Source organism: Neptuniibacter sp. QD37_6, from assembly GCF_047778085.1.
Lineage (GTDB): Bacteria > Pseudomonadota > Gammaproteobacteria > Pseudomonadales > Balneatricaceae > Neptuniibacter.
Window position 1 is genome coordinate 592,699 of sequence record NZ_CP180550.1, and the last position, 14,126, is coordinate 606,824.

The 14,126-nt window shown below is 44.3% G+C and carries 9 protein-coding genes; 6 read left to right on the forward strand and 3 right to left on the reverse strand.

All coding sequences use genetic code 11. The features are described 5' to 3' along the window. Window positions 1-124 precede the first annotated feature (124 nt). Both pseC and pseB read right to left on the reverse strand, forming a co-directional pair. Window positions 125-1,282, reverse strand: coding sequence for a UDP-4-amino-4,6-dideoxy-N-acetyl-beta-L-altrosamine transaminase (gene pseC, locus ACMXYO_RS02595; protein ID WP_415886896.1), 1,158 nt, complete (start codon window positions 1,280-1,282; stop codon window positions 125-127). Between the two features lies 1 nt (window position 1,283). Then, window positions 1,284-2,285 (reverse strand): UDP-N-acetylglucosamine 4,6-dehydratase (inverting), encoded by a 1,002-nt coding sequence (gene pseB / locus ACMXYO_RS02600; protein ID WP_415886897.1) that lies wholly within the window; start codon window positions 2,283-2,285, stop codon window positions 1,284-1,286. Between the two features lie 207 nt (window positions 2,286-2,492). Between pseB and fliS the strand changes: the two genes are divergently transcribed. The 6 genes from fliS (at window position 2,493) to ACMXYO_RS02630 (ending at window position 9,993) form a co-directional block, all read left to right on the forward strand. Next, complete coding sequence (gene fliS / locus ACMXYO_RS02605; protein ID WP_415886898.1) at window positions 2,493-2,897, forward strand: flagellar export chaperone FliS; 405 nt, start codon at window positions 2,493-2,495, stop codon at window positions 2,895-2,897. Between the two features lie 189 nt (window positions 2,898-3,086). Then, a complete protein-coding gene (locus ACMXYO_RS02610; protein ID WP_415886899.1) occupies window positions 3,087-4,508 on the forward strand; it encodes a sigma-54 dependent transcriptional regulator in 1,422 nt (473 codons plus the stop codon). A 1-nt stretch (window position 4,509) separates the two neighbouring features. Next, window positions 4,510-5,613, forward strand: coding sequence for a sensor histidine kinase (locus tag ACMXYO_RS02615; protein ID WP_415886900.1), 1,104 nt, complete (start codon window positions 4,510-4,512; stop codon window positions 5,611-5,613). A gap of 10 nt (window positions 5,614-5,623) precedes the next feature. Then, window positions 5,624-6,997, forward strand: coding sequence for a sigma-54-dependent transcriptional regulator (locus ACMXYO_RS02620; RefSeq protein WP_415886901.1), 1,374 nt, complete (start codon window positions 5,624-5,626; stop codon window positions 6,995-6,997). Between the two features lie 220 nt (window positions 6,998-7,217). Next, window positions 7,218-9,170, forward strand: coding sequence for an acetate--CoA ligase (gene acs / locus ACMXYO_RS02625; protein WP_415886903.1), 1,953 nt, complete (start codon window positions 7,218-7,220; stop codon window positions 9,168-9,170). Between the two features lie 157 nt (window positions 9,171-9,327). Beyond that, entirely contained in the window at window positions 9,328-9,993 is a 666-nt protein-coding gene (locus ACMXYO_RS02630) for a response regulator transcription factor (RefSeq protein ID WP_415883409.1), read from the forward strand. Between the two features lie 71 nt (window positions 9,994-10,064). Here ACMXYO_RS02630 and ACMXYO_RS02635 read toward each other — a convergent pair whose 3' ends face one another. Beyond that, complete coding sequence (locus tag ACMXYO_RS02635; RefSeq protein ID WP_415886904.1) at window positions 10,065-14,012, reverse strand: NahK/ErcS family hybrid sensor histidine kinase/response regulator; 3,948 nt, start codon at window positions 14,010-14,012, stop codon at window positions 10,065-10,067. Window positions 14,013-14,126: the final 114 nt, after the last annotated feature.

A 14,126-nucleotide genomic window follows, 5' to 3' on the forward strand; every position in this document is an offset into this window, starting at 1 on the left:
TCGATCTATGTATTCATAGGTCATGACTTATATGCTACCTAAAGGTGGTAAACCTGCGAATAGTATTTGTAATATCAAGGGCGGCTTAGCCTTTCTGTAGAAATTGAGCGAGGGTGTGTTCAATCTAAGTTAAGCTCCTCTTAAGAGTATAAATAATATAATCAATATCACTTTGCTGAAGCTTAGGATGCAGGGGGATTGTTAATGCTCGTGAATAGTATTTTTCAGCATTTGGAAAGTCGCCGGCAGTAAAGCCCAATTTTTTGTAAAATGGCTGTAAATGTATGGGGATGTAGTGGACATTTACACCAACGTCGTGTTCTCTTAAAACATTAAATACTTGCGCGCGGCTTAATGAAATGCTGTCTAAGTCCAGTTGGATAGGGTACAAGTGTAAAGCAGAATAGGAATCGGTACTGCGAGCTGGTAGCTTAACCGGAAGTTCTTTTAAGCGTTCATCATATACATTAGCTAAGTGATGGCGTTGGGTAATGTAATCATCTAGGCGAGAGAGTTGTGAAAGACCAAGAGCAGCTTGTAGATCGGTCATTCTATAGTTAAACCCTAATTCCTGTTGTTCATAAACCCAGTTACCTTCTGGATCAGATTTCATTAAATCTAGGTCACGGGTGATTCCGTGGCTACGCAATGATTTTAATTTGTTGTCTATCTTAGAGCAGTTGGTGAGGGCACAGCCACCTTCCGCGCTGGTGATTATTTTTACAGGATGGAAACTGAAAACCGTAATGTCACTGTAATGACCATTGCCAGTTTTATTATTGTTGTAAGATGAGCCTATCGCATGAGATGCATCTTCAATGACTTTGAAATTATATTGTTTTGCCAGTTTGGCAATAGTCTTCATCTCACAAGGCTGACCTGCAAAGTGAACGACGACTATAACTTTAGGAAGGCACCCGTTTCGTTCTGCAGCTATTAATTTTTGTTCTAGCTTATCTGGGCATATATTTAAGTGGGTTGGCTCAATGTCTACAAAGTCGACTTTAGCACCGCAATAGAGTCCACAATTAGCACTCGCTACAAATGAGTTTGGAGAGGTCCATAGCCAGTCTCCTTGTGTTAATCCTAACGCTAAACAGGATATATGTAAGGCAGAGGTGGCGCTATTTGTACAAGCCGCATATTTAGCTCCACAATATTCTGCAAGAGCTGTTTCGAATTGGGTGACTTTCGGGCCTTGAGTGAGATAAGACGAACGTAATGTTTCCACTACTGCGGAGATGTCTTCTTCTGTAATTGATTGGGTGCCGTATGGGATCATGTTATAGATTCAACGATTTATTCAGCGCAAGTATTTGTTCGCAATTTAGAAACTCATCATTCGCACCCGAATTGTATTCAAACCCTTGTGATACGGGTGTGCCTTGTTCATCTAAATTGTTAATTGTGAATTCATTACTTATATCGTTGAAGACAATGGATGGTCGAATCACGTAGTGATCATCAAATTCCAGTGTTAAATGAGAATCATCAGAAGGGCACATTATTTCATGTACTTTTTCGCCAGGGCGGATACCAATGATCTCTTGTTTAAGCGATGGTGCCATTGCTTTGGCTAGATCTGTGATGCGTACCGAAGGTATTTTGGGCACAAAAATCTCACCACCACTCATTCTTGCAAAGTTTGTTAGCACAAAATCTACACCTTGCTGTAGCGTGATCCAGAAACGTGTCATCTTGGGATCTGTGATTGGCAATGTATCGGCGCCATTACAAACTAGCTTTTTGAAGAAGGGAACAACTGATCCTCTGGAACCTACTACATTTCCATAGCGAACTACACTGAATCGGGTAGGATGCCCACCTGCCATGTTATTTGCTGCAACGAACAGTTTGTCGGAAGCTAATTTCGTCGCGCCATAAAGATTGATAGGGTTTGCTGCTTTATCAGTAGATAAAGCAATAACTTTTTTAACGTCATTATCCAAAGCAGCGCGGATGACATTTTCTGCACCATGGATATTTGTTTTAATGCATTCAGTGGGATTGTATTCAGCAGCTGGTACTTGCTTTAAGGCAGCAGCATGAATGACATAGTCTACATTCTGCATTGCTTGCCTTAGTCTTTCCTTATCGCGAACGTCACCTATAAAGTAACGCATGCAAGGGTCATTGAACTCTTGTTGCATTTCAAATTGTTTAAGCTCGTCCCTTGAATAGATAATGATTTTTTTAGGTTTATAACGACTTAGAAGGGTCTCTGTGTACTTTCTGCCGAATGAACCTGTCCCACCAGTAATGAGTATTGATTGATCATCGAACATTATGTTTTCTATCCAAATGAATGCTTAATATTTATATCGACCAAATTTCTGCATTAATGAATGTTTTAGCCCTGAATTTAATGGCTTACGGAATAAAAGGTCTAATGAATTGTAGCTTATCAGACGCAAGATCATTAAAGGAAGCTCTCTTTGTGCCGACTATTCAGTATAATGAAGTGTACTCGAATTAATTTTTAAGGTGTTTGCATGGCTGTTAATTTAAATGCCCTTAAGCAGTATCAAAGTGTTGATCTGCGCGCGACTATAGAAACGGCAAGTCCTCACAAGCTTATTTCTATGTTGTTCGATGGTGCCATGGGGGCGCTCGCAAAGGCAAAAGGAGCAATAGAGCGAGATAGTATTGAAGACAGAACTCTGCACCTAAATAAGGCTTCAGAGATTATCGTAGGTCTCCGTGGAAGTCTTGACCTTGAAGGGGGCGGAGAGGTCGCTGCAAATTTAGATAGTCTTTATGACTATATGCTGCGCTCTGTTATGCAAGCTAATCGGGAAAATGATGCTGAAAAGGTTCAGGAAGTGATGAATCTAATGCTGGAAATCAGACAGGGTTGGTCTGAGATGCCGAATGATATTCAAATAGGTGAAAATTAAGTAGTAATGCTGTTAGTAATTACAAAAAAAGGCCGCAGATATGCGGCCTTTTTTTGTTGGTAGGTGTCTTTTGTGTCAAAAAAATAACTAAAGCGTTCTGTTTTTTTCTTTGTGACATTTTATTGACATTTTTGCGTCAGGGGTTAATTATTACCACTATTAACAAGTATCTTTGGATAATGGTAAGGCATGTCTTCGGTTTTAGTCATAGATGATGATTTAAGTCGGCGGGAGCTTTTAAGTTCCGCTTTTTCTTTTCTCGATCAGCCGTGTGAATTTTGCGGCTTTGTGGATTGGTTTCAATCCAACGCTGATATCGATGTAGCTCAGATCAACTTGGTATTGCTTGGGCAAAGTCAGTTGCCTATATCATTAGAAAAACTTGTTAAAGATCTTCAAGATAAGTTTGCTTCGATTGCAGTAGTAACCTTGGATGAATGGTCTGAAGTTAAAGAACTTCCTGATTCCTTAGCTCAGTGTGTGGTTGGACAGCTTTCCGTACCGTTTAAATATCAACAATTATTAGATTGTTTGCATCGAGCTCAGTTATTTAGATTAAGAGCAGATGATACCTCTCTTAATAAGATGGCCATTTTTTCTGGTTTGGTAGGTATAAGTCAGCCGATGCTGAATGTAAGGCGGTCGATGTCTCAAGTCGCAGGCCGGGATGTAAATGTATTGATTACCGGTGAGTCGGGCACAGGTAAAGAAGTGGTTGCTCGCAGCTTGCATGAGCACTCTGTACGCAAAGATGGCCCGTTTGTTCCGATTAACTGTGGAGCGATTCCTGCAGATCTTCTTGAAAGTGAGCTCTTTGGTCACGAAAAAGGCGCATTTACTGGGGCTGTATCAAGTCGTCCAGGACGTTTTGAATTGGCTCAAGGAGGAACACTCTTTTTAGATGAAATAGGAGATATGCCGCTGCCTATGCAGGTGAAGCTTCTGCGAGTGCTGCAGGAGCGTAAATTCGAGCGCATTGGTGGGACTAAAACTTTAGATGCTGATATTCGAGTGATTGCAGCTACGCATAAAAACTTGGAAGAGATGATCGAAACGGGCGAGTTTCGGGAAGATTTATATTACCGTCTAAATGTCTTCCCTATAGATATGCCGCCATTAAGAGAGCGTGCAGGTGACCTACCTTTATTATTGGATGAGCTATCACGCCGTCTTCCAGAGCAAGGTTTAGATGCCGTTCGTTTTCAAAATAGTGCGATAGCGTCCCTACAATTGCATCCTTGGCCTGGGAATGTACGCGAGCTCTCCAACTTAATTGAGCGTCTGGCGATTCTTTATCCGAACGGTGTAGTTGGAGTTTCAGAGCTGCCTTCTAAGTTTCAGAATGTTCCCGAACCTAATCCTGAACTATATGAAGTGGCTGGTGATACTGACGCCATTGAAGCTGCATTTTCATCACATTCTATAGGGCTAGATCAGTTGCCAGATGATGGGATCGACCTTAAAAAGCATTTGGAAACGATCGAGCAGCGGTTATTGGAACAAGCGCTTGCTGTAAATGACAATGTAGTTGCGCGAGCTGCGGAGACGTTAAATATCCGACGGACTACTTTGGTTGAGAAAATGCGTAAATATGGGATGCAGCGTAAGTAATATGTCTAGTAAACAACAGTATCTACAGCGCATAGAGCAATTAGAGAGTGAGCTGTCTGCTAGTAAAGCAAAATTGGCTCAACTTGAAGCAACTCAAAGCCAGAATAGTCAGCAGCTTAATGATCGCTTTCAACATCTATTATCCGTGATGCCTGTTGGTGTCGTTATTATTGATGGTTCTGGGGTGATTTCAGAAGTTAATTCGGTAGCCGAAAACTTGTTGGGTTCTCCTATCAAAGGGCAGCCGTGGTTCAAAATAATTGAGCGTAGCTTTGCCCCTCAAAATGACGACGGTCATGAAGTTTCGTTAAAGGATGGTCGTAAGGTCAGTTTGATGACGCGTGCTATGGATAATGAACCGGGTCAATTGGTAGTGTTAACTGACCAGACCGAAACTCGCCTTCTTCAGGGGCGTTTGTCTCATTATCAGCGTCTGTCTGAAATGGGGCGGATGATGGCGTCACTGGCGCATCAAATTAGAACGCCTCTTTCTGCTGCTTTGCTTTATGTCGATCATCTTAATCGCCCGGATCTATTGCAAGAACAACGTCAGAAATTCGCCAGTAAGGCTAAGTCACGCCTAACCAATTTAGAGCAGCAAGTTCGGGATATGCTAATTTTTGCCCGTGGTGAGATGCGTTTGGATGAGCAGATCAGTTCTAAAGTGCTGATGGCTGAGCTGGAAGATATGCTTGATGTGCCATTGGTAAACTATGATGCTGATTGTGACTGTGTAAATACTGTGCCTGAATATAGTTTGCAGTGTAATAAAGAAGCGCTTTTAGGTGTTTGTAGCAATTTGATCGAGAATGCCCTGCAAGCTTGCGGTAAGGGGGCAGAGTTAATGGTTCGCTTTGCTGATCAAGAAGGAAAGCTGCGTATAGATGTAGTTGATCAAGGCCCAGGAATGGGCGCAGAGGAATTAAAACGTGCCCTTGAGCCGTTTTATACCACCAAATCACATGGTACGGGTTTGGGTTTGGCTGTAGCTCAAGTCGTAGCGCATGCTCACCATGGTCAATTTTTACTTAATTCTCTGCCGGGTCAGGGAACTGTCGCCAGTCTAATTTTGCCGGCAATAACGTCTGCTTCGGAAGAGGGTTAAAGGATCTGCAATGGCTAATCGTATATTAATAGTTGAAGACGATAATGAATTACGCGAAGCGCTTTGCGATACATTAGAATTGGCAGGTTTTGAGTATCTAGAAGCTGAAGATGCTGAAACTGCTTTGGATATATTGACGCGTCAGCAGGTGGCTATGGTAGTGACCGATGTTAATATGCCTGGCATGGATGGGCATCAGTTGTTGGATAAAATTCACGAAACTTATCCTGCGCTGCCGGTTATGTTGATCACTGCGTTTGGGCAGGTCAGTAAAGCTGTAGAAGCTATCAAAGCGGGCGCGGTTGATTACTTGATGAAGCCGTTTGATTCTGACGCGTTGATATCGTCTGTACGCCGATTTGCGGTTGGCGAAACGGTAGCGAGTGAAATGGAGAAGCCTATTGCGGAAGAGCCTAGTAGTCAGCAATTGCTTCAGTTGGCACGCCGAGTAGCGGCATCTGACTCTACCGTATTGATTTCAGGAGAGTCGGGTACAGGTAAAGAAGTTTTGGCTCAATACATCCATAACCACTCTTCGCGGGCTAAAAAGCCTTTTATTGCGATTAACTGCGCAGCAATACCTGAAAATATGCTCGAAGCTACTTTGTTTGGTCACGAGAAAGGAGCTTTTACTGGAGCCTATGCAAGTGCACCTGGTAAGTTTGAGCAGGCTGATGGCGGTACTTTATTGCTTGATGAAATTTCCGAGATGGATCTTGGTTTGCAGGCAAAGTTACTTCGGGTATTGCAGGAACAAGAAGTCGAACGCATTGGTGGCCGTAAAGTTATCAAGCTTAATGTTCGTGTATTGGCTACTACAAACCGAAAATTAGATAGTTACGTTTCGGAAGGTAAATTCAGAGAAGATCTCTTCTATCGCCTTAATGTATTTCCATTGCAATGGAAACCACTGCGAGAGCGCTCAGCTGATATTGTGCCTTTGGCTGAAAGACTTTTTAGTAAGTATTGCCAGAAAATGCAGCGTACCTCAGTTGCATTATCTGATGATGTTAAGCGTTTGATGACTGATTATTCTTGGCCGGGTAATGTTCGTGAATTAGACAACGTTGTGCAGCGAGCTTTGATTCTTCAGTCAGGCACAGAGGTCGGTGTTGCTGACCTTATGCTCAATCCTGAAGATATTTCGCAGACGGCTGTACCTGACGTGAATCAAGAAACTGTCCAAGATGAAGATCTTTCAGGACAGTTGGGTGAGGGGGTTCGCCAGCGGGAATTTCAGCTGATTATTGATGCCCTAAAAGCGACTCACGGAAGTCGTAAAGAAGCGGCGGAAAATCTCGGGATAAGCCCGCGTACTCTGCGATACAAGCTGGCTAAGATGCGTGAGCAAGGCTTGGATTTAGATAAATTGCTTGGTCGATAATAAGGGTTAAAAGATCTTGTTTGCGCGCTTTGAAAAAAAGCTTGTAGAGACTAAGGTCTTACGCCGGATATACCAATGTCTAATTCAGAGCCCTGCTACCCCTTCTGTATAAATCTAGTTACTGATATAAAGCCTCAAACTGACTCGTAGAATAATAATATTGAAGTAGAGCGATCTGGGGTTATTTTAGAACTAAAACAATCAAGCTAAGGGCATCACGATGAGTGAAAAGGTATATCCAGTAAGTCCGGAGATTGCGGCAAACGCGCACATCGACAACGAAAAATATGAAGCGATGTATGAGCAATCAGTTAACGATCCGGATACATTCTGGGGTGAAGCAGGTAAGCGCCTGGATTGGTTTAAGCCATACACTAAAGTTAAAAACACTACTTTCGATCCGCACAACGTAGATATCCGTTGGTACGAAGATGGTACGTTGAACGCTTCTCACAACTGTCTTGATCGCCACCTAGAAACTCGTGGTGATCAGGTTGCTATCATCTGGGAAGGTGATGATCCAAGCGAATCTGAAAATATCACTTACCGCGATCTTCATGAGCGCGTTTGTAAGTTTTCTAACGCTCTTAAAGCTCGTGGCGTGGAAAAAGGTGATGTTGTAACACTTTACATGCCTATGATTCCAGAAGCTGCTGTAGCTATGTTGGCATGTACTCGTATTGGTGCTGTCCACTCTATCGTATTTGGTGGTTTCTCTCCTGAAGCTCTAGCAGCTCGTATCGAAGGTGCGAAGTCTAAAGTTGTTGTAACATCTAACTACTCTTTACGTGCAGGCAAGTCTGTTCCACTTAAAGCTAACGTAGATAAAGCACTAGAACATGATGCAGCTAAAGCGCATGTTGAAAGCGTAATCGTTGTTAAGCGCGTTGAGCAGGATGTTGCTTGGGATAGCAATGTTGATGTTTGGTACGAAGATCTAGTAGCTGAAGCATCTGCTGATTGCCCTGCTGAAGAGATGAACGCTGAAGATCCAATGTTCATTCTTTACACGTCTGGTTCTACTGGTGCGCCAAAAGGTCTGAAGCACACGACTGGTGGTTACATGGTTTACGCTTCCATGACTCACGAGTATGCGTTCGACTACAAAGAAGGTGATATCTACTGGTGTACTGCGGACGTAGGTTGGGTTACTGGTCACTCTTACATCGTATACGGACCACTAGCTAACGGTGCAACTTCTCTAATGTTTGAAGGTGTTCCAAGCTACCCAGATAACAGCCGTTTCGGCCGCGTTATTGAAAAACACAAAGTTAACCAGTTCTACACTGCGCCAACAGCTATCCGTGCTTTGATGCAGCAAGGTGAAGATGTACTAGGTGATTCTGACCTATCTACACTACGTATTCTTGGTTCTGTAGGTGAGCCAATCAACCCAGAAGCTTGGGAATGGTACCACCGCATTATCGGTCAGGGCCGTTGCCCAATCGTTGATACTTGGTGGCAGACTGAAACTGGCGGTATGATGATTCTTCCTCTGCCAGGTGCTACTGCAGCTAAGCCAGGTGCAGCATCTCGTCCATTCTTCGGTATTCAGCCAGCACTTCTAGATGCTGATGGTAACGAATTGAAAGGTGCGACTGACGGTAACCTGGTAATTAAAGATTCTTGGCCGTCTCAGGCTCGTTCTATCTGGGGTGATCACGAGCGCTTTATCCAAACTTACTTCTCTACATACAAAGGTGTATACACTACTGGTGATGGTTGTCGTCGTGATGAAGACGGTTACTACTGGATCACGGGTCGTGTAGATGACGTAATCAACGTATCTGGCCACCGTATGGGTACTGCGGAAGTTGAGTCTGCACTAGTAGCTCACGAAGCAGTTGCTGAAGCAGCAGTAGTTGGCTACCCACACGAAGTTAAGGGTCAAGGCATCTACGTTTACGTAACTCTACAGTCTGGTTTCGAGCAGTCTGATGAGCTACTTAAAGAGCTGCGTTTGCACGTACGTTCTGAGATCGGTCCAATCGCCTCTCCAGACTTGATTCAATTCGCGCCAGGCATGCCTAAGACACGTTCTGGTAAGATCATGCGTCGTATCCTTCGTAAGATCGCTGAAGACGATTTCGGTGCTTTGGGTGATACTTCTACACTTGCAGATCCATCTGTAGTAGATGACCTAATTGAAAACCGTATGAACCGTCAGGACTAATTTTTTCTTATAAATTAGTCTGAAAAAACTCCTGTAAGTCACGGTTTATCCGAGACTTGCGGGAGTTTTTTGTTTTATAGTGGTATTCTCTTCACTAGATTAACCGTTCATGAACGGTTGGCGTTCGTCACAGGGTTCTTAAGGGGGAAGTGAACGCATGCAGTTAGCACAAAAAATTATTATTGCAGATGATCATCCGTTGTTCCGTGCAGCTTTGAAACAGGCTGTTACTCAGGCGATGCCTGGTGTAGAAACAATCGAAGCGGATTCGTTGGCTGCAGTGCAGGAAGCCGTGGATCAGCATTCTGATGCAGATTTGGTGTTATTAGATATTCATATGCCAGGCACTAATGGCTTTTCTGGTCTAGTGTTCTTGCGTGGTCAAAACCCGGGGATCCCAGTTGTGGTTGTATCTGGCAGTGAGCAACCGCATGTAATGAAGCGTGCAATTGATTACGGTGCTTCTGGCTTTATCCCGAAATCTGCGCCTCTTGAAACAATTGGTGAAGCTATTGTTGCTGTGCTTGAAGGTGAAGAATGGTTACCTCAGGAAGTCGCTGACAACTTGGGTGATGTAAGTGAAGATGACCAAAAATTCGCTGCGGCATTGTCTGCATTAACACCTCAGCAGTTCCGTGTATTGACGATGCTGACTGAAGGATTGTTAAACAAGCAGATCGCTTATGAGCTAAATGTTTCTGAAGCGACGATCAAAGCGCACGTGACTGCTATTTTGCGTAAGTTGGGTGTTCATAGTCGTACACAAGCGGTAATTGCTGCTCAGCGCCTTGGTGTCGAGCCGCCTAAGACTGATCTTGAGTAATAGCTAAAAATATAAGATTTCAAAAAAAGGCGCCTATGGCGCCTTTTTTATTGGTGGTTATTGGTTCAGGGTTATTCGTTTTCAGCTTCGCTGGCTCGTGCTGTGGCAATGGTTTTATTAATCATCGCTCGTAAAGCAGCAGGGCGAATAGGCTTAGTTAATAGTTGTGATCCATGATCTTGGATTTCGTTCTTCACTTCTTCAGTGCGGTCAGCCGTAATAACGATACTTGGCACTGGTTTTTCCAGCAGTGGAGCAAGGTCATTTAGTGCCATAATGCCTGTTAACGTTTCAGAAAGGTGGTAATCAGCTAGAATGATCTCTGGCTGGAATCCTTCTGATTGAATCAGATCGGTTGCTTCTTTAGAGGAAAGGGCGACTTTAACATCGCAGCCCCAGCCGTTAAGCAGTGCAGACATGCCTTCTAGGATTTTAGGCTCGTTGTCGATCACTATCGCTCGAATGCCATTCAAGCCCTTGCTTCGAATCCAGCCGCGTTTTTCGGGCTTTGGTTTGACTGCTTTTGTGCTATCGCCAAGAGGGATCTCTACGCTGAATACAGTGCCTTTGGTTGGCCAAGAGCGCACATTGAGCTTGTGGCCCAGCATGCGGGCAATTCGTTCTGTAATCGCAAGCCCGAGACCTAGGCCTTGTACCTGAGAGTGCTTAGGGTTATCGATGCGTCTGAACTCTTCAAAGACCTCTTTGATTTTGTCTTCAGCTATACCTACGCCTGTATCCCAGACTTCGATTCTAAGCATGTTTTTACGGCGACGGCATCCAAGCAGAATCTTGCCCTCTTGTGTATAGCGCATAGCGTTCGATAGGAAGTTTTGGATGATTCGTCTTAGGAGCTGTTGGTCCGAGCGTACAACCTTGTTGCATTGTACAGTTCGGAACTTAAGCGACTTTTTATCGGCGACTGCGGTAAATTCAGTATTTAATGCACTAAGCATATCATCCAGAGAAAAGTCAGTAATGGATGGCGCAAGTGCACCAGCATCTAGTTTGGATATATCTAGGATCGCGGTGATAAGCTCCTCAGCGGCAGTTAGAGAGCCGTTAAGGTTTTCTACCAGCTGGCTGGTCTCTTCGCTATGGCTTTGCTGAGCTAAGGCTGATGTGAATAAGCGCGCAGCATTAAGTGGCTGTAATAAGTCGTGGCTGGCAGAAGCTAGGAATCTGGTCTTACCTAAGTTCGCGTCATCAGCATCGGACTTGGCTTGACGGAGCTCGTCTTCCATTAAAGAGCGAATCGTATTTTCTTTTCGTAGCTCTTTGTTAACAACAGAGAGTGCGTGAGTACGTTCACGTACCCGTTGTTCTAGCGTCTCATTGGTCTCTTTCAGCGCTAACTCAGCTTTACGACGCTCAGTAATGTCTTGGTAGAGAGTGAAGTAACCCAGTACATCGCCATATTCGCCAATGTGCGGGATGTATTTAACCTCGGCATAGCGAGGCTGGCCGCTGTCACTCGGAAGCGTGGTTTCAAAGCGCTGACGTTTGCCTGCGAGAGCAGCGGTTATATAAGGGCTTCTAAGCTCATACTCATCTTCGCTCATTGTCTTGTAGCAAGGTTGACCTGAGATGGTATTGCGATCAAGGCCAAAGGTGTCGGCATAGGCTTTGTTGATGAACAGGTAGCGTCTCTCTGGATCAAGGTAGGCAATTAGTACCGGTACATTATCGGTGTAGATCCTAATGTTTTGCTCACTTTCCCTTAGTGCCTCTTCGACATGCTTATGATCTGTGATATCCATGTAGGTGTTTACGTAGCCACCATTTGGCATTGGGTTACCACGCACTTCTAGAACGGTGCCGTCCGGGCGGAAACGTTCGTAGCTATGTCGCTTACCTGATTTGAGGACTTTTAAGCGTTTGGTTACTTGTTCATCATTGTTGCCCGGACCGTATTCACCTTTCATGGCGTTATAACGGAAAACTTCTTCAATCGGGCGGCCAACGCAGATGAGGCCCTCAGGGTAATCGAACATCTCTACGTAAACGCGGTTCCAAGCAACAAGTCGCATCTGTTGGTCAACAACGCTTATGCCGAGGCTGATATTCTCAATGGTTGATTGCAGGAGTGAGCGGTTAAAACGCAGTGCCTGTGAGGCTTCGTCAACAATGGTTACGACATCGCCGATATGCATGTCTTTGCCGCGTAAAGTAGACGCTAAGACGATGCGTGCAGAGGATGCGCCGATGACACCGGCTAAAAGGCGTTCGGTAAATTGTACTAATTCTGGGGTCGCTTTATCGCCTGATAAAGGTGGTTCTTCTCCATGTTGCAGTGCGAAGCCAGTAAAGGAATGTTGAGTTCTGCTAATGCCAAGGAAGCGCTCTGTTAGCATTTGAAGATCGCCAACGGTTACCTGCCCATATTGACGTGTAGCTTCAGTTAAATCCTTGTTGTAAACATCAACAAAGGCACTAGCTTGAATACGGTCAACAAGGCGTAAGCTCGTATATTTGGAAACTAAGAAATACAGCGAGGTATTAAAGAATAGAGACCAGAAAACACCGTGTGTAAGCGGTTCTAAGCCTTCTATTCCGAATAGCTTAGTTGGCTTTAACCACTCAATTCCAAAAATACTATTGTTTAAATATTCAGGGCCGAGTAAGCCTGCTTCACTGAATGATGGTAGTACTAATGTGTATAGCCATAGAAGGAAGCCGCCTGTTAAGCCAGCAAGCACCCCGTGCCGAGATCCTTCCTTCCAATATATACCGCCAATGATCGCTGGAAGGAATTGTGCGGCCGCAACAAAAGCAAGTAGACCGAATGAGGCGAGAGGGGATTGCTCACCTAAAATTCGATAGTAGAAGTACGCCAGAATCATTAAGCACATGATGGTAATTCGACGGACTTTGAGTAGCAGAGCACCGACATCGTTAGTGTCGGATAGGCGTAGCCAAGAGATGCGGAAAAGAAGTGGCATCACGATGTCGTTACAGACCATTGTGGATAAAGTGATACTGGCAACAATAACCATGCTAGTAGAAGCTGACAGCCCACCAATGAAAGCAAAGGTGGCGAGCTCTTTATAGTCTGCAGCTAATGGCAACATCAAAACGTAAGTGTCTGCGTCGACGCTGGTATTCTCGAAATACAGCATGCCTGCAGTCGAGATAGGTAGTACAAAGATAGCTAGAAGGATGAGATAGATCGGAAACAACCAGCGAGCTAGCTTTAAATGGCCTGTATTAGTGTTTTCAACAATCGTTACGTGGAACTGACGTGGCAAACAGATTACTGCTGCGCAGGCGAGTAATATCTCTGTCAAAAAACTGTCGTCTAGAAATGATGAGTAATTGGAATTGTTATTGAGCTGAGTGGCTATGTTGTAGGCGAGGTCTTCGAAACCATCAAATACCTCTAGCATGACAAAAATGCCGACAGCAATGAATGCTGTAAGTTTGACGATAGATTCAAAAGCAACTGCTAATACCAAGCCTTCGTGGTGCTCTGTTGCATCAATCTGCCGAGTACCAAATAGTATGGCGAAGATCGCCATGACAATCGCAACGAAAAGGGCGGTATCACTCCCCTTACTGATAACTTCTTCTGTCCCAGGTGTAAGTGCGTTATAACTGATTGCCACCGCTTTAAGCTGCATGGCGATATAGGGCATAGTGCCAGTAACCGCGATGATGGTGACTAATACTGCTAGGGCTTGGCTCTTGCCGTATCTGGAAGAGATAAAGTCTGAAATTGTAGTGATGTTCTGCTGCTTACTGATCAGAATCATCTTCTCAATAAGGCGCCAGCCAAATACAAAGACGATGACAGGTCCTAGGTAGGTCGCTAAAAACTCCCAGCCGCTGGTGGTTGCCCGTCCTACAGCACCGTAAAAAGTCCATGAGGAGCAGTAAACGGCAAGAGATAGGGAATAGATAATTGGTCGGCTGATAATGCGATCATTCTTTTGCGCACTTTTGTCACCATAGTGTGCAATGGCGAATAGAAGGCCAAGGTAGGTGAAAGAGATAAGAATTATCGACCAGCCAGAAAGCATCGTGCATTCCTTAATGAATAGTAAAAACAGATGTGTTGCTAGTTTACTTAATTTTGACAGGAACCCAACAATTGTCTGAATGGAGTAGTTGTGGCTTTTCTAAATTAGGGTCAG

Bases quoted from the DNA above. Each gene is read 5' to 3' on its own strand.
- pseC (WP_415886896.1), bottom strand. From the start codon at position 1,282: ATGATCCCATACGGCACCCAATCAATTACAGAAGAAGACATCTCCGCA.
- pseB (WP_415886897.1), bottom strand. From the start codon at position 2,285: ATGTTCGATGATCAATCAATACTCATTACTGGTGGGACAGGTTCATTC.
- fliS (WP_415886898.1), top strand. From the start codon at position 2,493: ATGGCTGTTAATTTAAATGCCCTTAAGCAGTATCAAAGTGTTGATCTG.
- ACMXYO_RS02610 (WP_415886899.1), top strand. From the start codon at position 3,087: ATGTCTTCGGTTTTAGTCATAGATGATGATTTAAGTCGGCGGGAGCTT.
- ACMXYO_RS02615 (WP_415886900.1), top strand. From the start codon at position 4,510: ATGTCTAGTAAACAACAGTATCTACAGCGCATAGAGCAATTAGAGAGT.
- ACMXYO_RS02620 (WP_415886901.1), top strand. From the start codon at position 5,624: ATGGCTAATCGTATATTAATAGTTGAAGACGATAATGAATTACGCGAA.
- acs (WP_415886903.1), top strand. From the start codon at position 7,218: ATGAGTGAAAAGGTATATCCAGTAAGTCCGGAGATTGCGGCAAACGCG.
- ACMXYO_RS02630 (WP_415883409.1), top strand. From the start codon at position 9,328: ATGCAGTTAGCACAAAAAATTATTATTGCAGATGATCATCCGTTGTTC.
- ACMXYO_RS02635 (WP_415886904.1), bottom strand. From the start codon at position 14,012: ATGCTTTCTGGCTGGTCGATAATTCTTATCTCTTTCACCTACCTTGGC.